Source organism: Nakamurella leprariae, assembly GCF_016918035.1.
Classification (GTDB): Bacteria; Actinomycetota; Actinomycetes; order Mycobacteriales; family Nakamurellaceae; genus Nakamurella; species Nakamurella leprariae.
The window spans coordinates 196783-223203 of sequence record NZ_JAERWK010000001.1 but is presented as its reverse complement, the minus strand read 5'-3'; the positions used below and the strand labels follow the sequence as shown (position 1 = coordinate 223203).

Here is a 26421-nt window from a genome sequence, read left to right as displayed (position 1 = left end):
GGGCGGCGGTGGCCTGGGCGGGGCCGCGCCCCCGGGGGGGGCGGGGGGGGGGGGGGGGGCCGCGGGGGGGGGGGGGGCGCCCCCCCCGCCCCCCCCGGGACCACACCCGCGGTCAGCTGATGCCGGCGTCCGCGCACTTGGCCGCGTAGGCCCCCGTGCAGAGCTCGGCCGCGGTGACCCCGCCGCCGTCGACGACGTCCTTGACGTTGTCGATGGTGACGGCCTCGGGCTCGAGCAGGATGGCCGGGACCTCACGGTCACCCTCGGGATCCTGGGCCACACCGGTGGTCTGGCCCTCCTCACCCGAGGCCAGCGCGATGGCCAGTTCGGACAGCGCCGCCGACTCCTTGAGCGCCGACTTGAACACCGTCATGCACTGGGTGCCGTCCATGATGTTCTGCAGGCCCTGTACCGACGCGTCCTGGCCGGTGACCGGGATGGTCAGGCCGTTCTTCTTCAGGATGGCGATGGCGGCCTGGCCCAGCGTGTCGTTGGCAGCCAGGACGCCGTCGATGGCGCCGGCCTGCTGGGTGAACATCTGTTCGAAGATCGTGCTCGCCTCGTCCGGATCCCATTCCGGCACGGACTGTTCCGCGACCTGGGTGTACTGCGTCAGCGGATCGAGGACGTTGTGGGCGCCCTCGGCGAACAGGGTGGCGTTCGAGTCCGTCGGCGATCCGTTCAGGAACACGATGTTGGCCGGCTCGTCGCCCAGACAGTCGGCCAGGCCCTGGCCCTGCAGCTCGCCGACCTTGGTGTTGTCGTACGAGACGTAGTAGTCCGCCACGCCGCCCAGGGTGAGGCGGTCGTAGTCGATGGTCTTGACGCCCTGCTGCGCGGCCTTGCGCTCGATCGCGGCACCGGACTCGTTGTCCAGGTTGACGATGGCCAGCACCGTGACGCCGCTGGTGATCATCTGGTCCGCGATGGTCTGCATCTGGCCCTTGTCGCCGCCGGCGTTCTGGATGTCGTACTCGACACCGGCTTCCTGGAAAGCCTTCTCGAGTGCAGGGCGGTCGGCCGCCTCCCAGCGGGGGGAGGACTTGGTGTCCGGCAGGATGACCCCGATCTTGCCTTCGACGGCTCCCCCGCCACCGGCGCCGGCCGCGGTCGAGCCACCGGCCGAGGACGATCCCGGCGACGAGGCGGCCGACGAGGTCGTTCCCGCCGCGCCGCCTCCAGAGTCACCGCCGCAGGCCGCCAGCCAGAGCGAGGCCACGGCGAGCAGACCAACGACAGCGGTGGTCTTGAGACGCATACGACTTCCCCTTCCAGGGTGGACGAGCCCCACTCGTGGCGAGGCCTCGGAGAGGCCGGTCGGTACCGAGGGTCTCGGAGACCGACCGGAGGACTTCCCGCGGATGACGGGAAGCGACGGAGGGACGGCACCGCGGGGGGCACCGTCGCAGGCAGGCAACGCTGGACGGGACGACCGGTCCCGTGGTGGCCGACACGATCGACGCCGATCGACACCGATCAGGTCGGTGGCGCGGCGCCGGCGACCGGGCAGGCGATGAGCAGGGACGCAGGTTGCCGCACGCCGACCGCCTCCGCCCGTCCGTCACCGAGAGGTGCACCCGACGACGGGCGAGGTGCCGGCTCGTCGTCGAGGCCATGCTGCGCGAGCACCCACGGTCCTCGCCCGACCTCGGAGCCGGACCAAGTCGATGATCCGGACCACAGTAGGTCAGTGACTGCACAAAGTATTGACCGCCCCAGGACGTGTCAATATGGTCTCTCGATGAATCCGTTCAGTGCCTGAACGATCGCGGGTCGGATCTCTGGCCTCCGTCCGGCCCCCGCCGACTCCACTCCTCCGACCGAACGGACGGGCGACATGACCGACCACCGCGGTGTCCGGTTCGAGCTCGGCACCGGCATGCTCACGGTGACCGTCTCGAGCCGAGGCGCCCGGATCTGCCGGATCCGGTGCCCGGACGCCGACGGGCTCGTCGCGGATGTGGCCGTCGGCGCCGAGGATCCCGCTTGGGCCGGTCAGCCCGGGTTCTTCGGGGCCGTCGTCGGCCGGTGGGCCGGACGGATCGGCGGCGGCGGCTTCGTGTTGGACGGGATCCGGCACCGGCTGCCGGCGGACGACGGCGGAGCGACGCTGCACGGCGGGCCGGGCGGGTTCTCCGAGCGTGAGTGGGTGGTGCGTCCCGTGCTCGACGGTAGGACCGACCAGTCGGTCGACCTCGCTCTGGTGAGTCCGGACGGCGAGATGGGCTTCCCCGGTCGGCTGTCGGTGCGGGTGCGGTACCGGGTCCGCGGGGACACCCTCGACGTGGCGTTCACCGCGACCACCGACGCGCCGACCGTGGTGAACCTGACCAGCCACCCGTACTTCAACCTGGACGGGCGGCCCGGCTCCGTCGCCGATCACCGGGTCGAACTGGCCGCCGACGCCGTCCTGCCGGTGGACGCGACCGGCATCCCGACCGGCGCGCCGATCCCGGTGGCCGGCACTCCGTTCGACTTCCGCACCCCCGTCGCCCTGGGCGCCCGGTGGCGGCAGGACGACGACCAGCTGCGTGCGGCCGGCGGGTACGACCACTGCTTCCGGCTGGACCCGGACCGCCCGGCCGGCGCTGTCGCCGCCCGAGTGCACGCCCCGGCCAGCGGCCGGACCCTGGAGATCGTCACCGACCAGCCGGGACTGCAGCTGTACAGCGGCAACCACCTGGACGGCACGCAGCGCTCACGCCTGGGCCTGCTGCGGCAGGGCGACGGGGTCTGCTTGGAGCCGCAACGGTTTCCGGACGCCCCCAACCACCCGGAGCTGGGGGCGTCGGTGTTGCGGCCCGGTGAGATCTACCGGCACCGCACGTCGTACCGGTTCTCGGTCAGCCGGTGACCGGCTCAGTGACCCGCGGGTGTCCGGTCCGCACCAGGGTGACCAGTTCCCCGGCCACTTCGGCGAGCGGCAGTTCCCGCCGTTCCCCGGTGGCCCGGTCCCGCAGCTCCACCACCCCGTCGGCCACACCGCGGCCGACCACCACGATGGTGGGGATGCCGATGAGCTCGGCGTCGGCGAACTTGACCCCGGGCGAGGCGTTGCGGTCGTCGAGCAGCACCCGGACCCCGAACCCGTCCAACGCCTCGGCCAGATCCTCGGCCGCACCGGAGATCTGCTCACCCTTGCCAGCGATCACCAGATGCACGTCGGCGGGGGCGACAGCGCGCGGCCAGATGAGACCTCGCTCGTCGTGGGAGTTCTCGGCGATCGCGGCGACGGCCCGGGAGACACCGACCCCGTAGGAGCCCATGGTCACGGTGACCAGCTTGCCGTTCTGGTCCAGCACCTTGAGATCGAGGGCCTCGGCGTACTTGCGGCCGAGCTGGAAGATGTGCCCCATCTCGATGCCGCGGGCCAGGCTGAGCGGGCCGGAGCCGTCGGGAGCCGGGTCACCCTCGCGGATCTCAGCCGCGTCGATGACGCCGTCCGGGGTGAAGTCCCGCCCGGCCACCAGGTCGAAGACGTGCCGGCCGGGCTGGTCGGCGCCGGTGAGCCACCGGGTGCCGGGAATGACCCGGGGGTCGACGAGGTACCGGATGCCGCTGGCGTTCTCGGTGCCGAGCACGCCAGGCCCGATGTAGCCCTTGACCAGCGTGGGGTGCTTGGCGAACTGGGCCTCGTCGAAGGCCTCCACCTCGGCCGGGGTCACCTGTGCCTCGAGCCGCTTGAGGTCGACCTCGCGGTCACCCGGCACCCCGACGGCCAGCGGCTCGGTGGAGCCGTCCGGGTGGCGCAGCAGCACCAGCACGTTCTTCAGGGTGTCGGCCGCGGTGAACGGCCGGCCCAGTGCTGCCTCCGCGTACCGGTCGTCGGCCCGTTGATTGGCGTGCGCGACCAGGGTGTCGATGGTCGGGGTGTCCGGCGTGTCCTCGACGTGCGCGGCCGGGATGGCGGCGATCACGTCGTCGGCGATCGGATCGGGCACCGGCACGGTGACCGCCTCGACGTTGGCCGCGTAGCCTCCCGGCGAGCGGACGTAGGTGTCCTCGCCGATCTCGCAGTCGGCCAGGAACTCCTCGGACGCGCTGCCGCCCATCGCGCCGGAGGTGGCGGCCACGATGACGTACCGCAGACCCAGGCGGTCGAAGATGCGGATGTAGGCGTCCCGGTGCCGCTGGTAGGCCGCCTGCAGTCCCACGTCGTCGACGTCGAAGGAGTAGGAGTCCTTCATGACGAACTCGCGGCCGCGCAGCAGGCCGGCCCGCGGTCGGGCCTCGTCGCGGTACTTGGTCTGGATCTGGTACAGCGAGAGCGGCAGGCCCTTGTAGGACGAGACGATGTCCTTGACCAGCAGGGTGAACATCTCCTCGTGGGTCGGCCCCAGGAGGTAGTCACCGTTCTTGCGGTCCTTGAGCCGGAACAGGTTCTCGCCGTACTCGGTCCAGCGGCCGGTCGCCTGGTAGGGCTCCCGTGGCAGCAGGGCCGGGAAGTGCACCTCCTGGGCGCCGATGGCGTCCATCTCCTCACGGACGATGGCCTCGACGTTGCGCAACACCGTCCAGCCCAGCGGCATCCAGCTGTAGATGCCCGGGGCGGCGCGCCGGACGTACCCGGCGCGCACCAGCAGCTTGTGGCTGGCCACCTCGGCGTCGGCCGGGTCCTCCCGCAGGGTCCGCAGGAACATCGTGGACAGCCGGGTGATCACGGATGGCACTCCAGGGCAGACGGCAGGGCGGGGCTGGACAGTCAGTGCACGGCGACCGGGGCTGATCGCCGCGGGTCAGCCTAGTCGGCCCGCTCGCCCCGGGACGTGCCGCCGCCGGCGGCCGGAGCCGGTCCAGCCGGCGGCGGGCGTCCGGGGTCCCGGCACCCTCGGGCCATCCGGGACTGGTGCCGCGGGACCGTCAGGCCGTGGCGGGCTGCGGCGCCCCGGCCAGTTCGAAGTCGAGCAGCGGCACCACGTCGCGGAACCGGTCCAGGCCCTCGCGGTAGTCGTCGAAGCTGACCAGGATGCCGCCGGTGCCCTCGACCGCCGCCAGCTCGTTGAGCGTCGCGGCGACGGTGGCCGGGGAGCCGGCGATGAGGCCGTTGGTGAGTGAGGCCGCGTTGGCTGCCAGCAGCTGCTCGGCGGCCGCCTGGGAGGAGGTGCCGGTGCTGTCCACCTGGTAGTTGCCGGCCATGTTGCCGGCGGCGACCCGGTCGGTGCCCGCGTTGTAGTGCTCGACCTTGGCCCGGGCGCCCGCGTCGGTGTCGTCCAGCACCAGTTGGCGCAGCACGATCGAGGACACCGACCGGCCGGTGACCGCGGCGGCGGCCGCCAGTTCCTCGTTCGCGGTACGCAGGCCGTCGGGTCCGGCGGCGTCGGTGAAGTTGAAATCGGCGTACTCGGCGGCGAAGCGCCGGCCGCGGGGCGAGGAGCCGGCCGCCACGATGTCGATGTGATGCGCGGGTGTCGGCCCGAGCCGGCAGTCCTCCAGCGTGAAGAAGTCACCGCGGTGGTCGCTCTGCCCGGTCTCCCACAGCTCGCGCATGATCGAGACGTACTCGCCGGCGTAGTCGTACCGCCGCTGGAAGTAGTCGTCCCCGGGCCACAGCCCCATCTGGGAGTACTCGCTGCGGTTCCAGCCGGACACGATGTTGATGCCGAACCGGCCGGGTGCGATGTCGTCGATGGTGGCGGCCATCCGGGCCACCACCGCCGGGTGCAGGGTGAGGACCGCGACCGAGCAGTACAGCTTGATCCGCTCGGTCACCGGCGCCAGCGCCGACATCAGCGTGAACGTCTCGAGGGTGGTGTCCCAGAACTTGATCTGGCCGCCGAAGCCGCGGAACTTGACCATGCACAGTGCGAAGTCGAAGCCCATCGCCTCGGCGCGCTCGACGACGCTGCGGTTGAGCTCGTAGGTGGGCTGGTACTGCGGGGAGGTGGTCGACGGGATCCAGCCGTTGTTGCCGGTCGGGATGAAGACGCCGAGCTTCATGGGTTCTCCAGAGAGGCCGTGCCGCGCCGGGCGCCGAGCAGTTCCTCGACGCTCCGGCACGGCCGCGGTGGGATGGACTCAGGGTCAGCTGGACGGCTCGAGCGTCCAGTAGCGGATGCCGATCTCGGGCGAGTACGAGATGCCGGTGATGCCGTCGGCGACCACCACGGTGCGGCCGGTGATGACCAGCGGCAGGAAGGACGCGTCCTCAGCGGCGGTGGCCTGCAGGCCCACGTACGCCTGCTCGCGCTCGGCGGACGGCTCGGCGAACTGCTGGGCGTCGGCCACGGCGTCGAGCTCGGCGTCGCTGAAGCGCGGGTAGTTCAGCGCTCCACCGGTGCGGGAGTAGAAGCTCACCGGCGACTTCGGGTCGTCCAGGTAGATGCTCAGGTTGAACATCGCCATGGCGCCCTCGCTGACCGGCTCGCCCTCCGGTGTGGTGGCCCGGGTCAGGATGGTGTCGAACATCGCCGCCGGGGTCTGCGGCTGCAGGGTGACCGTGATCCCGATCTGCGCCAGTGAGGTCTGGATGAGCAGCGCCATGTCCTCGTAGGCCGGCTCGGCGTTGCTGTAGAGCAGGGGGACGCTGATCGCCGGGTTCCCCGCCTCGGCCATGAGCGCCTTGGCCTGGTCCAGGTCGGTGCGGTACGTGCCCCAGGCCTCGTCGTACCCGGGAGCCTTGAGGTTCACGTAGGACAGCGACCGCTGGGCCCGGTCGAAGAAGATCGAGGACACGATCTGGTCGTACGGGATGGCGTACGCGACGGCCTGGCGCACCCGCTCGTCGGTGAACGGCCCGGAGTCCTCCGCCATCTGCAGGTGGATGAAGTCGGGGGTCGCCTGGTGGTCGACGGTCAGGCCCGCCTCGTCGAGGTCGTTGAGGTCCTTCTGCGTCAGTCCGAACAGCGCCGCGTTGACCTGCCCGCCGCGCACCAGCGACGCGATGTTGCCGTTGCCGACGATCCGCACCGTGACGGTGTCGTAGGCCGGCGCCTCGGACCAGGAGTCCGGCACCGCCTTGAGCACCATCTGCTGGCCCGGCGACCGGCTGTCGATGAAGTACGGCCCGGTGCCGGCGGCGTTGGTCTTGAGCCACTCGGTGGCGTACGGGTCGGCGTCGGTGGCGTGCTCCTTGACCGTGACCGAGTCGACGATGCCGTAGTTCGGCATGCGGACCGTGGCCAGGGTCGTCTCCGAGGCCGGCACCGGATTGCCGGCGACGTCGGTGACGCTCATCTTGACGGTGTGGTCGTCCACCACGGTGATCTGCTCGGGGTCCTGGATGCCGCCGTTGGACAGGTCGATGGCGCCCGCCCCGGCCATGGCCCGCTCGTAGCTGTAGCGCACGTCCTCGGCAGTCAGCGGGTTGCCGCTCGGATGGAAGGTCACGTCGTCCCGTAGATGGAAGATCATGTCGCTGCCCTGCAGCTCGTACGACTCGGCCAGCGAGGGCGCGGCGTCCAGGCCCTTCCAGACCAGCGAACCGCTGTCGGTGGTGTCGAAGTCGTACTCCAGGAGCCGCTGGTAGATGTTCATCGTCAGCTCCTTGTCCTGGTCGGTCGAGACGTTGCCGGGATCCAGGGTGGCGACGTCGGACGGCCAGGCCGTGACGATGCCGGTCGCCGTGGCGCCGGAGGCGGACGTCCCGCCACCGGATCCGGACGTGCCGCCGCCGCAGGCGGTCACGGCGGTGCCGATGGCCAGGGCGCTCGCCAGGGCGACCAGGCGGGTGCGCAATCGCGTCATGAGGTGCTCCTTGGGTGTGCCGGGGTGGCTGGGTGATCGAGCGAGTCCGGCTCGAGCAGGCCGCGCCGGGAGACCTCCGGCGGGCAGGCGACGAAGCGGGACCCGGGGACGGGCAGCAGGGCGGGGCGGTGCTCGGAGCAGTCCGGCTCGGACACCGGGCAGCGCCCGGCCAGCCGGCAACCGGGCGGGACCCGCAACGGACTGGGGATCTCGCCGGCGAGTTCGAACCGTTCGGTGGTGACGCCCCACTCGGCCACCGGGGCGGCCGAGATCAGGGCCTTGGTGTAGGGGTGCACCGGGTCGCTGAACACCCGCTCGGTGGGGCCCTCCTCGACGATGCCGCCGAGGTACATGACCAGCACGCGGTCGGCGATGGACCGCACCACCTGCAGGTCGTGGGTGATGAACAGGTAGGCGACGTTGCGCTCGGCCTGGATGCGGGCGAGCAGTTCCAGCACCTGGCCGCGCACCGAGACGTCCAGTGACGCCGTCGGTTCGTCCAGCACGACGACCTTGGGGTCGACCGCCAGGGCCCGGGCGATCCCGATGCGCTGCCGCTGGCCGCCGGAGAGCTGGTGCGGGCGCCGGTCGGCGAAGTCCGCGGGCAACCCCACCTCGGTGAGCAGTTCGGCCACCCGGGTCCCCCGCTGCGGCGCCGACAGCGAGCCGAGCAGCCGCAGCGGCTCCTCCAGCATGGCGCCGACCGTCATCCGCGGGTTCAGTGACGAGCGCGGGTCCTGGAACACCATCTGGATGTCCCGGTAGGCCCGGGACAACTGCCGCCCGGAGAGCTGGCCGAGCGAGAGTCCGTCCAGTTCCACCGATCCGGACGTCGGGTCGACGAGCCGGGTCACGCAGCGGGCCAGGGTCGACTTGCCCGAGCCGCTCTCGCCGACCAGGGCGACGGTCTCCCCCGGCGCGATGGCCAGGTCGACGTCGTCGACCGCGGTGAGCTCGGCCGTCCGGCCGCCGTCGCGCACCTTGAACTGCTTGCGCAGTCCCACCACGTTCAGCACGGGGTGGGAGACGACCGCGGTGCTCGGTGCGGCGGTGTTCACGGCGCTGGTCATCGGGCCTCCACGAGTCGGCTGGCGGCCAGCAGGTCCCGGGTGTACTCGTCCCGCGGCGCGGTGAAGAGCTCTTCGCAGGTGGCGATCTCGCGGACGGTGCCCGACCGCATCACCACGACGTCCTGGCAGGTCTGGGCGACCACGCCGAGATCGTGGGTGATGAGGCAGGCGGTGAGTCCGGAGGAGCTGATGAGCTCGACCAGCAGGTCCATGATGTCGGCCTGGATGGTGACGTCGAGGCCGGTGGTCGGCTCGTCCAGCACGAGCAGTTCCGGCTCGCTCACCAGAGCCATGGCCAGCATGACCCGCTGGGCCATGCCGCCCGAGAACTCGTGCGGGTACTGGCGCATCCGCCGGAGCGGGTCCGGGATGCGGACGCGCTCGAGCATGTCGAGCACGACCTGCTCGGCCTCCTTGCGGCCCAGCCGGCGGTGCGCCCGGCACACGTCGATCAGCTGGTGGCCGACGGTGAACACCGGGTTCAGCGCCGCCCGTGCGTCCTGGAAGACCAGGCTGATCCGGTTGCCGCGCACCCGCTCGAAACTGCGCGGGCCGCCGGCGAAGAGGTCCTCGCCATCGAACAGCATCCGGCCGCCGGTGCGGACGAAGCCGCGGGGCTGGACACCCAGCACGGACAGTGCGGTGAGTGACTTCCCGCTCCCGGTCTCCCCGACGACCGCGGTGAGGGTCGAGCGTCGCAGGCCGAACGACACTCCGGCCAGGACCTCGGTCACCTCCCCGTCCGGACCGCGGAACCCGCCCCGGTAGTCGACGACGTCCAGCAGATTGCCCTCGGCCAGTGCGACGCTCATCGCTGCTCCCCCGACTCGGTCAACCCGTCTCCGATCAGGTAGAAGGCGGCCGAGAGCACCAGGATGGCGATCCCGGGGAAGGTCGAGATCCACCACTCACCGGACAGGATCGAGTCCTGGCCGCGGGAGATCATCGAGCCCCACTCGGCACTGCCCGGTTCGATGCCCAGGCCGATGAACCCGAGGCTGGCCACGATCACCGCGACCCAGCTGGCGTTCACCGACGAGAACCCGATGACCGGGGTCATGCTGTTGGGCAGCAGATGGCGGAACAGCACCCGGGACCGGGAGTTGCCCACCATCCGGGCGGCCTCGGCGAACTGCCAGTGCTTCTTGGACAGGATCTCGGCGCGGACCAGCCGGACGTAGTTCGGGATGCCGACGATCGAGACCACGACGATGACGTTGAGCGTGCCCGGGCCCACGGCGGCGACCATGAGCATGGCCAGCAGCAGCGCCGGGAACGCCTGCAGGATCTCCATGAACCGCATCACCACGGTGTCCACCGCGCCGCCCACGAAGCCGGACACCGCGCCGACGACGGTGCCGACGACCAGGGCGATGAGCACGGCGGCGAGCGTGATGCCGACGTCGGTGGCGGCGGCAGCCATGGTGCGGCTGAAGACGTCCGCACCGACCCGGTCGGTCCCGAACCAGTGCTCGGCGCTGGGGGGCTGGTACGGCAGTCCCACGCCGCTCGCGTCGGGGTCGTAGGGCGTCCAGAACATCGAGCCGACGGCCACCACCAGCAGCACGGTGACGATGACCAGGCCCACCGCCATCGACCCGCGCCGCGGCAGCCGGGTCAGCCGGCGCCGACGCGGAGCGTTCGCCGCGGTGTCCGGGCTCGCCGCGCTCTTGTTCGGAGTCAGGGTGAGGTTCACAGTCGCACCCTCGGATCCACTCGGGCGTACAGGAGGTCCAGCAGCAGGTAGACGACGACGTAGAGCACAGCGGCGTACAGCACGAAGCCCTGGATGGCGGCGAAGTCGGACTGCTGGATGGCATCCAGCGCGTACTGGCCGATGCCCGGCCAGGCGAAGACCCCTTCGACGAGCACTGCACCGGAGAAGGCGAAACCGATGACACCGGCCAGCATGGTCAGCACCGGCAGCAGCACGTTCTTCAGCGCGTACCGGTAGTGGATGGTCCGCTGCGGGAGGCCCATCGCGGTCGCGGTGCGCACGTAGTCGGCGTCCAGCGCCTCCAGCATCGCCGTGCGGACCGTCCGGGCGATCGGCGCGAAGATGGCGAACGCCAGGGTGATCAGCGGAAGCGCCAGCTGCTGCAGGGCGGCGCCGGCGACGGCCCACTGGCCCGACAGCAGCGCGTCGATGACCACGAAGCCGGTGGTCTGCGGTGGGTCCACCAGGCCGACGGGCAGCCGGCCGACCGGTCCGGGCGCGATGCCCAACACCACGAAGAAGATCCACAGCAGCATCAGGCCGACGAAGAACTGCGGCAGCGCGAGACCGGCCACCGTGACGAAGCGACCGGTGTGGTCGAGGATCCCGCCGCGGCGGACCGCGCCGACGATCCCCACCACGACACCGACCAGCGTGCCGATGATCAGGCTGTAGGTGGCCAGCTCCAGCGTGGCGGGCAACCGGCTGAGCAGGTCGTCCCGCACCGGCTGGCCGGTGGAGAACGACGTCCCCAGGTCACCGCGGACCAGCTGGCCGAGGTAGGTGACGTACTGCTCGAGCACCGGCTTGTCCAGGCCCATCATCGCCCGGACCTGGTCACGGGTGGCCTGGTCGGCCTGCGGCGAGACGTAGAGATTGGTCGGGTCCGGTGAGACGACGCGGGCCAGGAAGAAGGTCAGCGTCACGACGCCCAGCACGACGACCAGGGCGCCCACCAGCCGGCTCAGCACACTGCGGCTCCGGCCGAACAGTGCGGACATCGCTCCCCACCTCCTCCCGGGTGCCGTCGTCGGGGTGGCCATGTCAGACCGCCTTGCCCAGGGCGACGGCCGGATCGAGCCGGCGCAGCAGCAGCTGACCGTGCGTGCCCTCGTCGACCATCACGCCGTCGCGGACCACCACCCGACCGCCGAGGACCGTGTGTGCGGGCCAGGCCTCGACCACCCGGTCGTTCCACGGGGTGTAGTCGCCCTCGTGCAGCTCGGCCGGGTCCAGCACGCGGCGGGCGGTCGGGTCCAGCACGGCGAAGTCGGCGTCCGAGCCGACCAGGATGGCGCCCTTGCGCGGGTACAGGCCGAAGATCTTGGCCGCGTTCTCGGCGGTCAATTCGACGAGCTTCTTCAGGCCCATCCCGCGGCGGTGCACCATCTCGGTGTAGAACAGGGCCAGCTTCGGCTCGACACCCGTGACGCCGCCGAAGGTCCCGTCGATGGTGCGGGCCCGGTTCTTCTCCTCCCACAGGCAGCAGACCCCGTCGGTGCCCGAGGTGTGGATGGTCCCGTCGGCCACGCCGTCCCAGATCGCCTCGACGTCCTCGTCGAACTTCAGCGACGGGTAGATGTGGTACTTGTGCCCGTCCGGCTCGGCGTAGCGGTCGGCGGTGGCCATGCTCAGCACCGCGAGGGTCTCGCCGTACGCGGCCACTCCCTTGGCCCGGAACCAGCGCAGCGCGTCGACGCCGAGCTTGGCCGTGACGTGGTGCAGGTACACCGCCGAGCCGGGGATGTGCGAGGCCATCCGGAGCACGTGGTGGAAGGCCAGGTCCTCGGAGATGGTGGTGTGCACGTCGGGCATGTACACGATGTCGGTCTTGCCGGCCTCGAAGTGCTTGCGGTACTGGTGCATCACGAGTTCGTCGTCCTCGGCGTGGATGTCGACGATCCCGCCGGCCTTCGCGGTGGCCGCCATGATCTCCCAGAGGGTGCCGCCCGAGGTGCGGAAGCCCGGCATGTCGGTGGGCGTGATGTCGGTGGTGAAGATCTTGAAGCTGGGGAAGCCCTGCTCCACGATCTCGCCGATCTCCGCGATGGCCGCGTCGTCGGACTGGTCCGAGAGCACCACGTGGAACCCGTAGTTCGTGTAGGAGGTGCCCTCCCACTGCTGGACCATGTCCTGCACGGTGGCCAGCGGGGACTTGATGCCGGGCCACACGAAGTCGATGAAGGTGGTCATGCCGCCGTAGAGCGCGGCCTTGCCGATGATGTCGCGGCCCAGCACGTTGGGCATGCCGTACGGCGCGTTGGTGTGCACGTGCGGATCGACACCACCGGGCAGCACGAGCTTGCCGGTGCAGTCCAGGGTCTCGGTCGCCTCGGGCAGGGTGCCGGGCGCCGAGAGCATGGCGATGCGGCCGTCGGCGACCCCGACGTCCAGCAGGGCTGGGCCTTCCGGGGTGACGACGGTGCCGCCGATGAGGGCGAGGTCGAGCATGGGGTCCTCCTCCAAGAGAGCGTGGGGCATCGGCGCCGGGCGACGACCGGAGGTGATCGGGGCAGCACTGGGCGCGGGCAGCGGTGAGCGGGCTGGGGATGTGCGGCGTCGGCGACGCCGGCTGCGGCGGCAGGGGACGTGGGGTCGCCGGCCGGTGATGGCCGGAGACGCTCCCGGTCGTCACGACGCGGGAACCAGGTGAGGCGGCGCCACGGACCGCGACGGTCTGCGACGAGCGGTGGTGCCGGTGGGTCGGTCTGGGCTACTGCAGTGGGAGGTTCCGGGTACTGGGGCGTTCCTTGGCGAAGACGGTCCGTTCCAGCTCGACGAGATGCGCGCGCATCGCCTGCTCGGCGCGCGGCCCGTCGCCCGCCTCGATGGCGTCGAGGACGGTGCGGTGCTGTTGGATCTGTTCGAGGCGCATCTCCGGGGTGCGTAATGCGTGGTCGTTGATGAGCGTCCACAACGGGTGTCGCTCGACGTCGACCAGTTGGGCCACCACCTCGCCGAGGAGCTGGTTGCCGCAACAGGCGGCGAGCCGGGAGTGGAAGGCGAAGCCGAACTCGCGGAACTGCAGGGCGTTGCTCTCGTGCACGGCGGCCTCGGCGCGGTCGATGAGCTCGCGCAACTCGACCAACTGCTCCGCCGAGATCCGTTCCGCCGTCAGTCGTGTCGTCACCGGCTCGAGGAGCCCGCGGCTCTCGATGAGATCGCGGGGCTCGCCGTTGAGGATGACGTCGTGCTCGTCGATGGCCATCGGCTTGGTGGAGACGTAGACACCGTCGCCGTGCCGGATGTCGATGGCACCGATCAGTTCCAGGACCAGCAACGCCTCCCGCGCCGTGGAGCGCGAGACACCCAACATCGTGGCCAGGTCCCGATCGGCGGGCAGTTTGGAACCGCGCAGGAACCGCCCGTCGGCGATGCCGGCCAGGATGGACTGGGCGACCTCAGCGAACCGGCGCTGCGGAGCGGATTGGTCTGACCTGTCCATGTCCAGAGGTTAGACCGGTGCTTCCGCCGGTGTCACGCGACGGGGCGTGTGCGGAACTCCACCGGGCGCTGACCTGCGACGACACCCTCGTCACCACCGTGCATCGACTCCGTAACGCGGCTGGAACATGCAGGCGTTATCGCACGCGCGAGCACGGATCGACAGGCCGACCGCCACCGGCCCGCCCTGGATCGCCACACGGACCGGAAGGGAGGACACCGGGCCGAGCCTCCGGTGGCGGCGACCATCGCGATGGACGTGGCCACCGCCGCGGCCGCGGGTGCTGGGACCGCCGGGGACCTGGCGGCGGGGCGAGGGGGTGGTGGGGTGCTGTGCACCGCGGTGGCCGCCGTGGCCACCGGGCTGGTCTCGAGCGCCTCGTCGACCCGGTGCACCCACAGCTCGCGGATGGCGATGCCGGGGGCGCCGAACCGCTCGCCGGGCGTGGGGTGTTCGGCGAGCAACGCATCGGTCGCCGCCTGCTCGCGGATCAGTGGAACCGGAACGCCGCGCACGAGGTGGCCTCGACCCGAGTGGATCGGTGCCCGCGTGGCGGTGTGCGTCGCCGCGTGGGCGGCTCAGCGATGCCGGCGGTGGGCCACAGCAGCCCGGGCACGTCCCCGTCGGCCGGGAAGTGGAGGGAAACGGTGGTCGGGTCCGGGTCCGGACGGCGTCCATCGGGCATGGGAACTCCGATCGGGATCGGCCAGTCGGGTGACGAGAGCCTGCGCGCTGACCGCACGGGGGCTCGGGCAGAACCCTCCTGGCACCGTACCCGGTGGGCGATCACCGCGCCGGGCACCGATCGCGGGGTCGGTGCGGGGTCGGTGCGGGTCGGTGTTCAGCGTCTGACGGCCGGGCGAGCACCCCCGAGATCAATCATCGCGCGCGACCGCGCAGGATGGCGTCCGCCATCGCGACGACAGGAGTTCCCCGGTGTCCACTGCAGGTCCCAGCCCGACGCTCACTCTCAACAACGGCGTGCCGATGCCCGCCCTGGGACTGGGCGTCTTCCAGAGCACAGCCGAGCAGACGGCGGACGTCGTCACCACCGCCATCGCCGCCGGTTACCGGCTGATCGACACCGCCGCGGCGTACTTCAACGAGGAGCAGGTCGGCGAGGGCATCCGCCGGTCCGGCATCGACCGTGAGGACGTCTTCGTCACGACCAAGCTGTGGATGACCGACCACGGCCGGGACCGCACCCGGAAGGCGTTCGACGCCAGCCTGCGGCGGCTCGGACTCGATCGCCTGGACCTGTACTTGATCCACTGGCCGGAGCCCGCCAGCTGGTCGCAGACCGTCGAGTCCTGGCTGGTGTTGGAGGAGCTGCTGGCCGAGGGCCGGGTCCGGGCCATCGGCGTGTGCAACCACCACCCCCACCACCTGCGGGACCTCATCGACGCCGGCTCGGTGGTGCCGGCAGTCAACCAGGTGGAGCTCCATCCGTTCTTCAACCAGCCACGCGTGCGCCCGTTCAACGCCGCGCACGGCGTCATCACCCAGTCCTGGGCGCCGATCGGCGGCGGCCGGGTCTACAACGCCGGCCGCCCGGACGCGCCGCACAGCCCGCTCGAGCATCCGACGATCACCGGCGTGGCCGAGCGCTTCGGCAAGTCCTCCGCCCAGGTCGTCATCCGCTGGCACCTGCAGCACGGCCTGTCGGTCATTCCGAAGTCGGCGGACCCGCAGCGGATCGCGGAGAACATCGACGTCTTCGACTTCGAGCTCAGCGCCGACGACGTGGCCGCCATCGACGCGCTCGGCACCGCCAACCGGGCCGGTGGTGATCCCGAGGTCGTCGACCGCCGGCTGCACTCGGTGACCATCGACAACGACTGAGTCGGCGGCCCTCCACTCGAGGACGAGTCGATCAGCGCAGCGCCACGCCCGGTTCCGGTCAGTGATCATCACGGCAGCGACGTGGGCAGCGCCGGTCGGTGTCTCGCGCCGCCCCGTCCACTGCTACTGTCCGATTTGTCGTGATCGACTGCTGGTCTCGAAGAGAGGGCCCGACGATGAGCCTGGCCGATCGCTCGCAGGATCCCGAGCACCGGGTCCGCGGGATGCGCCGCCGGCGATCGATCGTCTTCGGGATCGGCATGATCGTCGCGCTCGCCCCACTGATCACCCTGCCGGCGACGACCACCGCGTCCCAACGATGGTGGGCGGTGGGCGTCACCGCACTCGCGGCGCTGTCGTGGGCCGCCGTCCAGGCGATGACCGGCCGCGGCCCGATCGACCAGGACGCGGGCCGACGACTGCCCGGCGGCGCGCTGGGCGCCATCCTCGGCGCGGTCCTCGTCGCGACCCTCGCGCCGTCGGCGTTCCCGACTCCGCTGTGGATGGCAGCCATCTGGATCTTCGTCGCAGCCTTCGCCGGCAGTTCGCTGGTGACGGTGGTGACCATCGTCCTGCGTCGCCGCCTGCTCGCCCGCGGCTGACCTGCCGAAAGGGCGCCCTGTCCGGCGCCGCGCTGCCGGAGCGGCGCCGGCGGCATCGGTCGGACGCCGAAGCTGCGAGGAACCTGATCACCACTCACCCTCGGCTCGGTGCCGCCCATGTTCCACGTCAGTTCCGTCCGGAACCGCGCGTCGATCCAGCGCCACGGTCTCGACTGGACGCGCATGCTCGACGCGCCGGGCATCGCGGGCAGTCGAGAGCCGGAGGCCACCGGCGTGTACCTCGTCCCGGACCGGTTCACGGCCCAGTTCTTCGTCCGCCTGAACAACACCGGTGGCCCCGTCGACGTCTGGACGGTCGACGACGTCCCGGCTGACGACCTCGTCGTCGACGACTGCACCGGCTTCGGCTACGTCCCGTACCGCATCGGCCGAGACCGGTTGACCCTGCACGACCGTGACCTGCCACCCCCACCACCGCCACCGGTCGTCATCGACGCCGCCACCGGTTCTGGCCGGGTGGTGGGCGCCCTGACCATCACGTCGGCAGACGGCATCGCGACCGAGCAGCCTCTGTACCTGTACCCCCGAGGTTCCGATGGATGACGCCCGGGCTCCCTCGTGTCTGCGGCGGGGATCGTCGTCCCCGTGAGTCACGTGTTCGGCGGTGTCTGGACGGCCGGCGTCGTCGCGCTCATCGTGCTCCACTGGTACTGGTACGCCCGGACTCCCGAGTGCGAGCGGCCGGGACGCGGCCGGGACGCGGCCGGCTCTCGCCCCGGCACCAGCGGATCCACCAGCGGCTGATCATGGCGTGGATGGCGGTGGCGGCGCCGTTCGTGGTCGTCGAGCTCGTGCGATCGTTCGGTTGACCCGGTTCGGGCACCGACCCGGCACGGGCGAACACTGATCGATCGCGATCGTGGTGGTGCCCGATCCGCGCACGAGGACCGCTGACAGCCGGGAGGACGCGTGACGCAACCGGTCGGTGGACGCACCATCCGTTCCCTCGCCCTGCAAGTCGTCTGGTGGGGCGTCGCGCTGGTGCTGCTCGTCGCGGCCACGGTCCTGGTCTGGTCGGTCTGGTTCGGTCTGGAGGAGCAGTCGTACGCCGGGCCCCCGGCCTGGCAGGTCTGGGGATTCGCCGGAACCCTGCCGGTCATCGCCGTCGCGGCGTCACTGCTGCGCGTTCCGGCGCTGATCACGGTGCCGGCCCTGTCGTTCACCACCGCCGGGGTCACGATGTCGGTCCTGCCGCCCGACCAGACTGGACTCTCGATGGCCGGGGTGTTCTTCGTCTGGCTCGGCACCCTGGTGTGGACCGGGATCGTCGTGACGCCGTTCGAGGTCCGCCGGCTCCGGCGGGCTCGCGGAGCCCTCGAGACCCTCCGGGATCCACCGTGGCCGTCCTCGCACCCGAGCTGATCAGGCGCAGCATCCGTCCGGAAGCCGTCGACGATCGAGCTCGGCCGACGGCGCGATCCGCCGTGGCGCACCGATCACCCGGGTCAATGCCTCGGGCGGCATCGCCGGACGGGACTGGAGATCGATCCGGCGGAGGCCGCACTGGTCGCAGCGGACGTACCGCAGCAGACCGGCCGACGTCCGGTGCTGCGACTCCGTCACCCACGCGTGCTCGTGCCTGTCCGCGCTCGGACCTGGTGGAAGGGCTCCGGGGTGGGTGAGGTCGGGGCTCGTCATGGTCATGCCACGACCATGCTGTAATGGCCTTGTGCATCTCAACCCTTACGGCGAGTACGCCGTGCGGTTGGCCGCCTCGCTGGCCAACGACTGGCCGGCCGATCGGGCGGGCATCGAAGCCAGGACACGAGAGTTCGGCATGACGATGGACTTCCCGGTCGGACCGGGCGATCACGAGCAGACCCGTCGCGTGATCGACGACTGGTTGACGGTCGTGGACGCGTCCTCGCCGGATGCACGCGCGGTCGTGCTCAACGCACACATGGCGGCGGTCACCGCGTACCCGCGACTCACCGATCACGACGGCGAAGGGTGGCACCTGCACTACCGGGACGACGGCCAGACGCTGCCGGCCACGCTCCAGGCCGTGATCAGCGTCGGGACCGCCCTGCACCTCGTCACGCGCGGCGTGCACCGGCTGCGGCGGTGCGAGGCCGCCCCGTGCCGGGCCGTCGTCGTCGACGTGACCCGCAACGGCCGGCAGCGCTACTGCTCGGTGCGCTGCGCCAACCGGGCCGGCGTGCAGCGGCACCGGGCCCGTACCGGCACGGGCACTCCGGGGGCGCCGAGCTGACCGGACGTCCCTACTCGGGCCCGCCCGGCCGCGCGCACCGGGGAACGCGCGCGTCGTCCGGACGGTGTGGTCCGAGCGACCGAAGGAGGGTGTCGAGCTCGACCATCAGGTGCGACAACCGACTCCGTCCGGTCGGAGCCTCCGGGTACCGGCGGAGCACCGCCGCGACCACCGGCGAGGCGCGGTCGCCCGTCGATCGGAGAAGTGCCGTCGCCACAGCGGCGTCGCCACCGGCCCGGAGCTCCGCCACCCTGGCCGCGCACGCCGCCGACCGCAGGATGTGCCCGACCTGGGTCGCCCGCGCGATGGGGTGCAGGAACGCGGCGGCCGCGGCATCTCCGCACGCCCGAGCGGACAGGCGCGCGACCTCATCGGCGACCTCCCGCGCGGCCCGGTGGGCGTCCAGGGCGGTGACGCGCTGCAGGACGGACCGCGGCGCGCCGTCGGCGAACACCTGGGCGGCATCGAGCGCTGCCCGTGGGCGCCGGTCCTCAGGTGCCACCCGCGTCGCGACATGACCCTCCGTCCCAGTCGTCCCGACAGCCAGGACGCGCGGCGACACCGCCGACCGTGCAACCCGGTTGCCGCACAGGTGCGGGACGGTCGCCGGCCGAGTGGATGTCGACGGGACCGGACCAGCTCGTCATCGGGGCACGCCGGGCTCACCGGTGAACAGCGCCACCGTCTCGCCGGACGCGGTGCGCATCCGCAGCCGGGGCCGGTGGTGCCGCGACGAGCGGAACAGCACGGCCACGAACCCGTCCTCGCCGACCTCGCAACTCTGCACGTCCAGGTCGCTCTCCACCGTCAGCAGCCGCCCGTCCAGCGCGGCCTGCCCCATGAACACCGCCCAGACGGCGGCGGATGGCTGCTCGACGACGTCCGGCAGGTCGGAGGAATGCAGGCAGTCCCACATGAGCTTCGGCGGCACCGCCGAGCGGGGCTGCCGCGGCACCGCCGGCTGCGAGGTTCCGGACACGAGCGACGGCACCACCCATCGACCGTCGCGGGCGGTCACGATGACCGGGTAGCGGGCGCGGGACGTCTCGGCGACCACCGCCGCGACCGTGCCACGTCGCTGGAAGAACCGGACTGACAACGGCTGCCCGTCCGGCGCCAGGACCGCGCGCACCGCGGCAACAGCGGGATGCTCATCGCCGGGCCAGTCCATCGTCGCAGGCTCGGCGACGGTGCGGCGCCGCACCTGCCAGTTGATCGACCTCCTCGGCCGGTCGGTGTGGTGCTCACGTCGTGGCGGCGTCCTCGTCCGCGAACTCCGCCTGCTGCGGTCCGATGACCGGGCCCGGGCGCCGTGGTTCTCGGACCCCGGCACCGCCCTCGTCATCAGGGCCGAGGTCGACGTCGCTCGAGTGGTACGCCAGGGTGCGGGCTCCCTTCGTGCGCTTGGGACGGCGTCGCACCCCGCGACTCGTCGGCGAGTCCGGTTCGATCATGACCAACCTCCCGTCGCCGCGGCACCGCCCTGCGACGAGGCTCGCAGCCGTTCGTCCTGACTGCTTCGACGGTAGCGGTGATCGACTCGGTGCCTCTCCCGGCATCTGGGGTGACCACCGGATGATCCGGCCCGACGCGACACTGCCCGACGTGACGCGGATGATCACCGACCTCTAGCGTCCCGCGGAACTCCCCGTGATCAGCGTCCCGCGCCGGGGGCCGGCCCCCGAGGAGAACCCCGATGCCGAGTCGGTCGCGTCGCTGCCTGGTCTCGCTGGTGCTGCCCGCCCTGCCGGTCGCCGGCTGCGGGGGCGAGGCGGCGGCCTCGCCGAGGTCCACCGCGTCCGGTCCGGCGGTCGAACTCGACGCCGCGACCGAGGCCCGGCTGCAGGCCGCGTTCGAGCATGCCTTCGCCACCACCTTCGCCGACGGGATCCCCAACGGCGACACGATCACCATCCGGCAGCTGCTGTCGACATCGGCCGGCGTCCGGAGCGACACCGCGGGCACCGACCTGATCGCGCGGTTCCAGGCCCACCCGATGACCCCGTGGACGATCGACCAGACCATCGAGCTCATCCGGACGCAACCGGCCGATCACCCGCTCGGCACCAAGCACGTCTCCAGCGACTCCAACGACGTCCTGCTCGGCCGGACCTTGGAACTGGTCACCGGACGAGGAGTCAGCGAGGTCATCCGGACCGCGGTCATCGAGCCACTCGGGCTGACCAGCACCCGCATGCCGGCCGACGACCAACCCGGTGTTCCCGGACCCTCGCTGGACAGCTCCATGCCGGTGGACGGCCGGCTGGTGGCGGTGCCCGAGCTCAACCCCGACGTCGCCTGGGCCGCCGGTGCCGTGACGTCCACCGCCCCGGGCCCGGCCCGCTGCGCGGAGGAGCTCACCGCCGGCGCGCTGATCGGTCAGCTGTCCCCAGAGCAGCTGCCGAGTCGATGATCGACCGGTTCGGCGACCACTGGCGGGCGGTCCCCCGTGTCGCGAAGGTGAGCTGGGCGTCGCTCGTGGTGCTGCTCGTGCTGAGCCTGGTGATCGGCGCCGTGGCGTTCCCCGACGGCGGGCGGGGCTTCGCCTTCGCCCTGGTCCCGGTCGGCCTCGACCTGGTGCTGGTCGGCGTACTCACGCTGACCAACCACCGCGGCACCGCAAACGCACTCCTCGGGATGCAACGCGCCGTGGCGCGCCGCGTGCCGTCGCTGCTGCCACCCAGTCGCGGGCTCAACGCGGTCATCGCCACGCTCTTCGTCGTCCTGGGCCTGGTCATCGCGATCGGCGGCCCGATCCTGACCTGACAGGGCGAGACCCGCAGCAGCCAGCGCAATACCGTGATCCGATGCCCGACCCCGCCGCAACGCCCACCTGGACCGTCGACCTCCGCACCCGCTTCGACGACCTGCTGGACGAGTACCGGCAGGCGCTCCAGGATGCGCTCGCCGACCTGACCGAGGACGAGGCCCGCGCCCGACTGGTGCCGTCGAGGACGACGCTGCTCGGCCTGGTCAAGCATGTGACCTACGTCGAGGCGGTCTGGTTCGACCATGCGATCACCGGCCGGTCGCTGCGGGAGATCGGGGTGGGGAGCACGCCGGACTCGTCCTTCGTGCTGGCGGAGGACGACACCATCGCCTCGGTGACCCAGGCGCACCGCCGTACCTGGGCACGGTCCCGCGCGCAGCTCGCGCCGCTGCAGCTGGGCGACGTGGTGCACGGCGGCAAGGGCGAGCGCACCGTCTGGGCGCTCGTCGTGCAGGTGCTGCGCGAACTGGCGCAGCACGCCGGTCACGCCGACATCCTGCGCGAGCAGGTCCTCGCCGCCCGTGCACCCTCCGGGTGAGGCCCGGCCACCGATGGCTGCGCCGCGTCGTAGCCTGACCGGGTGCGCCATTTCGACCTGGTCATCATCGGTACCGGCTCGGCCAACAGCATCCCTGGCCCGGAGTTCGACGATTGGAGCATCGCCGTCGTCGAGGCCGACAAGTTCGGCGGGACCTGCCTGAACGTCGGCTGCATCCCGACCAAGATGTATGTCCACCCGGCCGACGTGCTCACCGCTCTGCGCGACGTGGCCGACCTCGGCGTCCACGCCACGGTGCAGGACGCCGACTGGACGGCCATCCGCGACCGGGTCTTCGGCCGCATCGACGCCATCGAGGCGGCCGGCCGGGCCTACCGCACGGGCGACGAGACGCCCAACATCACCGTCTTCGAGGGCTTCGGCGCGTTCACCGGTCACAAGCAGCTGGAGATCCAGTTGAACGACGGCGGCGTCGAGACCATCACCGGCGACCGGTTCGTCATCGGCGCCGGCTCCCGCGCCGTCGTCCCCGACTACCCCGGCCTGGACGACATGCCGCTGGACGTCGTGCACACCTCGGACACGATCATGCGGATCGAGCAGCTGCCCCGGTCGCTGGTCGTGGTCGGCGGCGGCTACATCGCGGCCGAGTTCGCGCACGTCTTCGACGCCTACGGCACCACGGTCACCCAGCTCGTCCGAGGTCCGCGGGTGCTCAAGCACCACGACATCGACGTCTCCACCGCGTTCACCGAGCTGGTCGGCAAGCGGTACGACCTGCGCCTGCAGACCGAGGTCACCTCGGTGGAGCCCGGCCCGGACGGCGGCGTGCTCGTCCACCTCGACGGGCCTGACGGGCCGGGCCAGGTGCAGGCCGACCTGCTGCTCATCGCCACCGGCCGGGTGTCCAACGCCGACCGGCTCAACGTGGACGCGACGGGCGTCCCGGTCGCCCACGGCCGGGTGGTGGTCGACGAGCACCAGCGCACCCCGGTGGACGGCATCTTCGCGCTCGGCGACGTCAGCTCGCCGTACGCGCTCAAGCACGTGGCCAACCATGAGGCGCGGGTGGTCAAGCACAACCTGGCCCACCCGGACGAGCTGATGGTGACCAACCACAAGGCAGTCCCGGCCGGCGTCTTCACCCATCCGCAGATCGCCTCGGTGGGGTGCACGGAGGCCGAGGCCAGGGACAGCTGTGAGGACCCGGCCATCGCCATCCAGCGCTACGGCGACACCGCCAACGGCTGGGCCCGGGAGGACACCACGGGGTTCGTCAAGCTCATCGGCGACAGGTCCACCGGCCTCATCATCGGCGCGCACGTCATGGGCCCGGAGGCCGCCACGGTGATCCAGCCGATCATCCAGGCGATGGCGTTCGACCTGCCCGCGCACCAGATGGCGCGTGGCCAGTACTGGATCCATCCCGCGCTGCCCGAGGTGGTGGAGAACGCGCTGCTCCAGTTGCCGGTGCCGCCGGTGCGGGTGCAGCCGGAACGGGTCGGGGCGGCCGGCTGGGCGGACATGGAGTGAGCTGGGGATCGCGGGGCCGGGTGCAGGCCCCGCACCCTCAGGGCAGCGTCAGGATCTCCACGCCGTCGCCGGTGACCAGCAGGGTGTGTTCGAACTGGGCCGTCCACGACCGGTCCCGCGTGGTGACGGTCCACCCGTCGTCCCACTGGTCCCACTCGGTGCCGCCCAGGGTGATCATCGGCTCGATGGTGAAGGTCATGCCCGGCTCCAGCACGGTGGTGACCTCAGGTGCGTCGTAGTGCAGCACCACCAGCCCGGAGTGGAAGGTGCGGCCGATGCCGTGGCCGGTGTAGTCGCGGACCACGCCGTAGCCGAACCGCTTGGCGTACGACTCGATCACCCGGCCGATGACGTTCAACGCGCGGCCCGGCCGCACCGCGCGGATCGCCCGGGCCAGCGACTCCTGCGTCCGTTCCACCAGCAGCCTGACCTCGGGGTCGATGTCGCCGGCCGGGAAGGTCGCGTTGGTGTCGCCGTGGACGCCGTGGACATAGGCGGTGACGTCGACGTTCACGATGTCGCCGTCCTCGATCACCGTGGTGTCCGGGATGCCGTGGCAGATCACCTCGTTCAGCGAGGTGCAGCACGACTTGGGGAAGCCGCGGTAGCCGAGGGTGGACGGGTAGGCGCCGTGGTCGAGCAGGAACTCGTGCACCACCGCGTCGATCCGATCGGTGGTGACGCCGGGACGGACCGCGCGGCCGCCCTCGGCCAGCGCCTGCGCGGCGATCCGCCCGGCCACCCGCATCCGCTCGATCACCTCAGGTGGCTGCACCCACGGGTCGTCGCTCGGCGCCGGAGCCGGCTGGCCGACGTACTCCGGCCGCGGGATCGACGCGGGCACCGATCGGGACGGAGTCGGGCGGCCGGGTCGCAGCGGCGGGCGGGGGTGGATCGTCGTCACGGCCGTCCAGCCTACGACCGCCGCACCGGAGGCATCAGTCGAGCGGGATCGACGCCAGGAAGTCGGCGATCAGCTGGTTGGTCCGACCGGAGAGCTGGCCGTCCTCGATGAAGGCGACCACGGCCAGGTCGTGCCGGTACGCCACGGTCCAGGCGTGGGCCCGGATGGTCCCGTCGGCGGCCTGGTACTCGGCCGTCCCGGTCTTCGCGTGTACGTCGCCGAAGGGCAGCAGCACGGCGGCCGTGCCGTCCAGTGAGGCGACCGCGGCCATGAACGATCGCACCGCCTCGGTCACCGCCGGCTCCTGGGCCGGGGCCGGCCGGTCCACCGTCGTGGTCGTCCCGCGGATGACCGTCGGCGTGGGCATCGTCCCGGTGGCCGCCGTCGCCGCCATCAGCACCGCCGAGAACGGGGTCATCAGGACCTGCCCCTGACCGAACCCGTTCTCGGCCCGCTGCACGGGCGAGTCGCTCGGCGGGACCGACCCGGTGAGGGTGGTGATGCCCGGCACCACGAAGTCCAGACCCACCCCGTAGTGCTGGGCGGCGGCGGTCAACGTGTCGGTGTCCATGGCCGAGGCCAGGTCGGCGAACGTCGTGTTGCAGGAACGGGCGAACGCCTCGGTCACCGGCACGGCGCCCAGCGCGAAGGTCTGGTTGTTGTCGATGGCCCGCCCATCGATCACCGTGGTGCCCGGGCAGTCGACGGTGCTGGTCGGGGTGATCCGGCCGTCGTCCAGGGCGGCCGACGCCGTGACGATCTTGAAGATCGACCCTGGTGGGAAGCGGCCGGTCAGGGCCAGCGCGCCCTGGGCGTCAGCGGCCGCGTTCTGCGCCGAGACCACGATCTCGCCGGTCGAGGGCTGCATGACCATGAACACGGCCGGTTCGGGAACCGGAGCGAGCACGGCCTCGGCGGCCAGCTGCAGGTCGATGTCCAGCCCGAGCGTGACCTGGGCGCCGTCGACCGCGGGGGTGTCGCCGAGCACCTCGACGACCGACCCGGTGGTGTCCGTGCTGACCACGCGCACGCCGGGCGTGCCGGCCATCATCGGGTCGGTCACCTGGGTGACCTCGGCCAGCAGCGTGCGGGCGAACGTCCTGCTCGGCGGCAGGTTCCGCACCTGGGAGGGGAAGGCCAGACCGGGCAGCGCGTCGAGCTGGGCGGCGATCGGCCGGAAGTCCGCGTCCCGCAGGTTGACCACGGTGTAGGCGACCGGATCGGCCGGCGGGGTGGACCCGGACGTCGCCGGGGTCGACCCGGTGGTCGCCGTTGCCTCGCCGGTCGCGGTGGCGGTGTCCTGCGCCGCCTCGGCCTGGGCCCGGGCCACCCCGGCCTGGATCGTCTCCGCGGTGATCGAGGAATCGATCGGGGCGAGCAGACCGGCCAGTTGCTGGGCGGTGGCGGGCAGGTCGGGCACCTGATCCGGGAACAGCACCACGGACGTGACGGTGACCGGCCCGGTGATCCGCTGGCCGGTCCGGTCCAGCAGGGTCCCCGGCTCTGCCGCGGTGGTCTGCACGACCACCCGCTGCCGCGGGCCGAGTTGCGGGTGCACCGCGGCCGGCGACCAGTCCAGCTTCCAGTCCCCACTGCTGCGGTCCCACTGCCACGGCACGTCGTAGGTCCACGCCGCGCCGTCGGGCAGCGCCCACTGCACATGCGCGGTCGTGGTCGCGGTGTCACCGGTCACCACGGCCGGGTCGGTGGTGACCGTGACGGACTCGGCGCCGGTGCTCTGCACCACCTCGTCGATGAGCTGCTCAGCCTCTCCTGGAGCGTCGGTCGCGGCGGCCAGCGCCGCGAGGTCGAGCTGCTCCCATGCCTGGTCGAACGCGGTGATCGTCGCGTCCGGGCCGGGCGGCGGGGCGGGATCCGAGGTGCACCCGGTGACCACGACGGCCGCGGCCACCACCACCGGCCACCACCGCGCGCATCGGTGCCGCCGGCCCGCTCGCCCGTTCGTCACCGTCATCGGCCCGTGCCCGCATCCACCGGTGCAGTATCCGTGGCCGACCGCACCGCCCTCGCTCGGCGCGCCCCGCGCGTCGCCGCCCCCCCACCGCGCCGGCCGGTTGATCTGGTCAAATGCTGATCAGTGCGGTCTACTGCACAGCGGTCCG

At 71.6% G+C, this 26421-nt stretch carries 25 protein-coding genes and 1 pseudogene; 11 read left to right on the top strand and 15 right to left on the bottom strand.

Annotated features, from left to right (window positions below; all coding sequences use genetic code 11):
* Positions 1–112: 112 nt before the first annotated feature.
* Positions 113–1258 (bottom strand): sugar ABC transporter substrate-binding protein, encoded by a 1146-nt coding sequence (locus tag JL106_RS01070; protein ID WP_205258810.1) that lies wholly within the window; start codon positions 1256–1258, stop codon positions 113–115.
* Between the two features lie 579 nt (positions 1259–1837).
* Here JL106_RS01070 and JL106_RS01065 point away from each other — a divergent pair.
* Complete coding sequence (locus JL106_RS01065) at positions 1838–2854, top strand: aldose epimerase family protein (protein ID WP_205258809.1); 1017 nt, start codon at positions 1838–1840, stop codon at positions 2852–2854.
* Here JL106_RS01065 and JL106_RS01060 read toward each other — a convergent pair.
* The 9 genes from JL106_RS01060 to JL106_RS01020 form a co-directional block, all read right to left on the bottom strand.
* A complete protein-coding gene (locus tag JL106_RS01060) occupies positions 2844–4661 on the bottom strand; it encodes a proline--tRNA ligase (RefSeq protein ID WP_205258808.1) in 1818 nt (605 codons plus the stop codon). The genes JL106_RS01065 and JL106_RS01060 overlap by 11 nt on opposite strands.
* Before the next feature lie 199 nt (positions 4662–4860).
* Positions 4861–5937 (bottom strand): LLM class flavin-dependent oxidoreductase, encoded by a 1077-nt coding sequence (locus JL106_RS01055; protein WP_205258807.1) that lies wholly within the window; start codon positions 5935–5937, stop codon positions 4861–4863.
* 84 nt (positions 5938–6021) lie between these two features.
* Positions 6022–7683 (bottom strand): ABC transporter substrate-binding protein, encoded by a 1662-nt coding sequence (locus JL106_RS01050; protein ID WP_205258806.1) that lies wholly within the window; start codon positions 7681–7683, stop codon positions 6022–6024.
* On the bottom strand, positions 7680–8753 hold the full coding sequence (locus tag JL106_RS01045; protein WP_205258805.1) for an ABC transporter ATP-binding protein: 1074 nt from the start codon (positions 8751–8753) through the stop codon (positions 7680–7682). The genes JL106_RS01050 and JL106_RS01045 overlap by 4 nt, the downstream gene beginning before the upstream one ends.
* The gene (locus JL106_RS01040; RefSeq protein WP_205258804.1) at positions 8750–9565 is read right to left on the bottom strand and encodes an ABC transporter ATP-binding protein; all 816 of its coding nucleotides are present in this window, start codon (positions 9563–9565) and stop codon (positions 8750–8752) included. The genes JL106_RS01045 and JL106_RS01040 overlap by 4 nt, the downstream gene beginning before the upstream one ends.
* On the bottom strand, positions 9562–10449 hold the full coding sequence (locus JL106_RS20515; RefSeq protein ID WP_205258803.1) for an ABC transporter permease: 888 nt from the start codon (positions 10447–10449) through the stop codon (positions 9562–9564). The genes JL106_RS01040 and JL106_RS20515 overlap by 4 nt, the downstream gene beginning before the upstream one ends.
* A complete protein-coding gene (locus JL106_RS01030) occupies positions 10446–11471 on the bottom strand; it encodes an ABC transporter permease (RefSeq protein WP_205258802.1) in 1026 nt (341 codons plus the stop codon). Before JL106_RS01030 ends, JL106_RS20515 begins: the two co-directional genes overlap by 4 nt.
* A gap of 43 nt (positions 11472–11514) precedes the next feature.
* Positions 11515–12921 (bottom strand): dihydroorotase, encoded by a 1407-nt coding sequence (locus tag JL106_RS01025; protein ID WP_205258801.1) that lies wholly within the window; start codon positions 12919–12921, stop codon positions 11515–11517.
* A 262-nt stretch (positions 12922–13183) separates the two neighbouring features.
* Positions 13184–13915, bottom strand: coding sequence for a FadR/GntR family transcriptional regulator (locus tag JL106_RS01020; RefSeq protein ID WP_205258800.1), 732 nt, complete (start codon positions 13913–13915; stop codon positions 13184–13186).
* A gap of 936 nt (positions 13916–14851) precedes the next feature.
* On the opposite strand from JL106_RS01020, the gene JL106_RS01015 reads away from it, so the two are divergent.
* The 6 genes from JL106_RS01015 (at position 14852) to JL106_RS00990 (ending at position 18592) form a co-directional block, all read left to right on the top strand.
* Positions 14852–15757, top strand: a complete 906-nt coding sequence (locus tag JL106_RS01015; protein ID WP_328840911.1) for an aldo/keto reductase — start codon at positions 14852–14854, stop codon at positions 15755–15757.
* A gap of 176 nt (positions 15758–15933) precedes the next feature.
* Positions 15934–16359: a hypothetical protein gene (locus JL106_RS01010; RefSeq protein ID WP_205258799.1), complete on the top strand. Its 426-nt coding sequence runs from the start codon at positions 15934–15936 to the stop codon at positions 16357–16359.
* A 108-nt stretch (positions 16360–16467) separates the two neighbouring features.
* Entirely contained in the window at positions 16468–16923 is a 456-nt protein-coding gene (locus tag JL106_RS01005; protein ID WP_205258798.1) for a hypothetical protein, read from the top strand.
* A 42-nt stretch (positions 16924–16965) separates the two neighbouring features.
* Positions 16966–17124: a hypothetical protein gene (locus tag JL106_RS01000; protein WP_205258797.1), complete on the top strand. Its 159-nt coding sequence runs from the start codon at positions 16966–16968 to the stop codon at positions 17122–17124.
* Positions 17125–17289: 165 nt separating this feature from the next.
* A complete protein-coding gene (locus JL106_RS00995; protein ID WP_205258796.1) occupies positions 17290–17742 on the top strand; it encodes a hypothetical protein in 453 nt (150 codons plus the stop codon).
* A 307-nt stretch (positions 17743–18049) separates the two neighbouring features.
* A complete protein-coding gene (locus JL106_RS00990; protein ID WP_205258795.1) occupies positions 18050–18592 on the top strand; it encodes a CGNR zinc finger domain-containing protein in 543 nt (180 codons plus the stop codon).
* Positions 18593–18602: 10 nt separating this feature from the next.
* Here the strand turns inward: JL106_RS00990 and JL106_RS21830 are convergent.
* The 3 genes and pseudogenes from JL106_RS21830 to JL106_RS00980 form a co-directional block, all read right to left on the bottom strand.
* Positions 18603–19088 (bottom strand): annotated as a pseudogene (locus JL106_RS21830) (putative immunity protein); the annotation flags it as partial.
* A 147-nt stretch (positions 19089–19235) separates the two neighbouring features.
* Positions 19236–19763 carry a hypothetical protein gene (locus JL106_RS00985; protein ID WP_205258794.1) on the bottom strand — a complete coding sequence of 176 codons (528 nt, stop codon included), beginning with the start codon at positions 19761–19763 and terminating at the stop codon, positions 19236–19238.
* A gap of 73 nt (positions 19764–19836) precedes the next feature.
* The gene (locus tag JL106_RS00980; RefSeq protein ID WP_205258793.1) at positions 19837–20046 is read right to left on the bottom strand and encodes a hypothetical protein; all 210 of its coding nucleotides are present in this window, start codon (positions 20044–20046) and stop codon (positions 19837–19839) included.
* Between the two features lie 242 nt (positions 20047–20288).
* On the opposite strand from JL106_RS00980, the gene JL106_RS00975 reads away from it, so the two are divergent.
* Genes JL106_RS00975 through JL106_RS00960 form a run of 4 tightly spaced genes read left to right on the top strand, consistent with a single transcriptional unit; the run spans position 20289 to position 23394 of the window.
* Positions 20289–21005, top strand: coding sequence for a serine hydrolase domain-containing protein (locus JL106_RS00975; RefSeq protein ID WP_205258792.1), 717 nt, complete (start codon positions 20289–20291; stop codon positions 21003–21005).
* Positions 21002–21358 (top strand): hypothetical protein, encoded by a 357-nt coding sequence (locus JL106_RS00970; RefSeq protein WP_205258791.1) that lies wholly within the window; start codon positions 21002–21004, stop codon positions 21356–21358. Before JL106_RS00975 ends, JL106_RS00970 begins: the two co-directional genes overlap by 4 nt.
* A gap of 41 nt (positions 21359–21399) precedes the next feature.
* Positions 21400–21900 (top strand): DinB family protein, encoded by a 501-nt coding sequence (locus JL106_RS00965; protein ID WP_205258790.1) that lies wholly within the window; start codon positions 21400–21402, stop codon positions 21898–21900.
* A 42-nt stretch (positions 21901–21942) separates the two neighbouring features.
* A complete protein-coding gene (locus tag JL106_RS00960; RefSeq protein WP_205258789.1) occupies positions 21943–23394 on the top strand; it encodes a mycothione reductase in 1452 nt (483 codons plus the stop codon).
* A 37-nt stretch (positions 23395–23431) separates the two neighbouring features.
* Here the strand turns inward: JL106_RS00960 and map are convergent, their stop codons facing one another.
* Positions 23432–24289: a type I methionyl aminopeptidase gene (gene map / locus JL106_RS00955; protein ID WP_205258826.1), complete on the bottom strand. Its 858-nt coding sequence runs from the start codon at positions 24287–24289 to the stop codon at positions 23432–23434.
* A 43-nt stretch (positions 24290–24332) separates the two neighbouring features.
* Positions 24333–26216: a penicillin-binding transpeptidase domain-containing protein gene (locus tag JL106_RS00950; RefSeq protein WP_205258788.1), complete on the bottom strand. Its 1884-nt coding sequence runs from the start codon at positions 26214–26216 to the stop codon at positions 24333–24335.
* Positions 26217–26421: the final 205 nt, after the last annotated feature.

What these genes read in the sequence shown, in the direction of transcription:
- JL106_RS01070 (WP_205258810.1), bottom strand. Translation starts at nt 1,258, where the DNA reads ATGCGTCTCAAGACCACCGCTGTCGTTGGTCTGCTCGCCGTGGCCTCG.
- JL106_RS01065 (WP_205258809.1), top strand. Translation starts at nt 1,838, where the DNA reads ATGACCGACCACCGCGGTGTCCGGTTCGAGCTCGGCACCGGCATGCTC.
- JL106_RS01055 (WP_205258807.1), bottom strand. Translation starts at nt 5,937, where the DNA reads ATGAAGCTCGGCGTCTTCATCCCGACCGGCAACAACGGCTGGATCCCG.
- JL106_RS01050 (WP_205258806.1), bottom strand. Translation starts at nt 7,683, where the DNA reads ATGACGCGATTGCGCACCCGCCTGGTCGCCCTGGCGAGCGCCCTGGCC.
- JL106_RS01045 (WP_205258805.1), bottom strand. Translation starts at nt 8,753, where the DNA reads ATGACCAGCGCCGTGAACACCGCCGCACCGAGCACCGCGGTCGTCTCC.
- JL106_RS01040 (WP_205258804.1), bottom strand. Translation starts at nt 9,565, where the DNA reads ATGAGCGTCGCACTGGCCGAGGGCAATCTGCTGGACGTCGTCGACTAC.
- JL106_RS01030 (WP_205258802.1), bottom strand. Translation starts at nt 11,471, where the DNA reads ATGTCCGCACTGTTCGGCCGGAGCCGCAGTGTGCTGAGCCGGCTGGTG.
- JL106_RS01025 (WP_205258801.1), bottom strand. Translation starts at nt 12,921, where the DNA reads ATGCTCGACCTCGCCCTCATCGGCGGCACCGTCGTCACCCCGGAAGGC.
- JL106_RS01020 (WP_205258800.1), bottom strand. Translation starts at nt 13,915, where the DNA reads ATGGACAGGTCAGACCAATCCGCTCCGCAGCGCCGGTTCGCTGAGGTC.
- JL106_RS01010 (WP_205258799.1), top strand. Translation starts at nt 15,934, where the DNA reads ATGAGCCTGGCCGATCGCTCGCAGGATCCCGAGCACCGGGTCCGCGGG.
- JL106_RS00985 (WP_205258794.1), bottom strand. Translation starts at nt 19,763, where the DNA reads ATGGACTGGCCCGGCGATGAGCATCCCGCTGTTGCCGCGGTGCGCGCG.
- JL106_RS00980 (WP_205258793.1), bottom strand. Translation starts at nt 20,046, where the DNA reads ATGATCGAACCGGACTCGCCGACGAGTCGCGGGGTGCGACGCCGTCCC.
- JL106_RS00975 (WP_205258792.1), top strand. Translation starts at nt 20,289, where the DNA reads ATGCCGAGTCGGTCGCGTCGCTGCCTGGTCTCGCTGGTGCTGCCCGCC.
- JL106_RS00970 (WP_205258791.1), top strand. Translation starts at nt 21,002, where the DNA reads ATGATCGACCGGTTCGGCGACCACTGGCGGGCGGTCCCCCGTGTCGCG.
- JL106_RS00965 (WP_205258790.1), top strand. Translation starts at nt 21,400, where the DNA reads ATGCCCGACCCCGCCGCAACGCCCACCTGGACCGTCGACCTCCGCACC.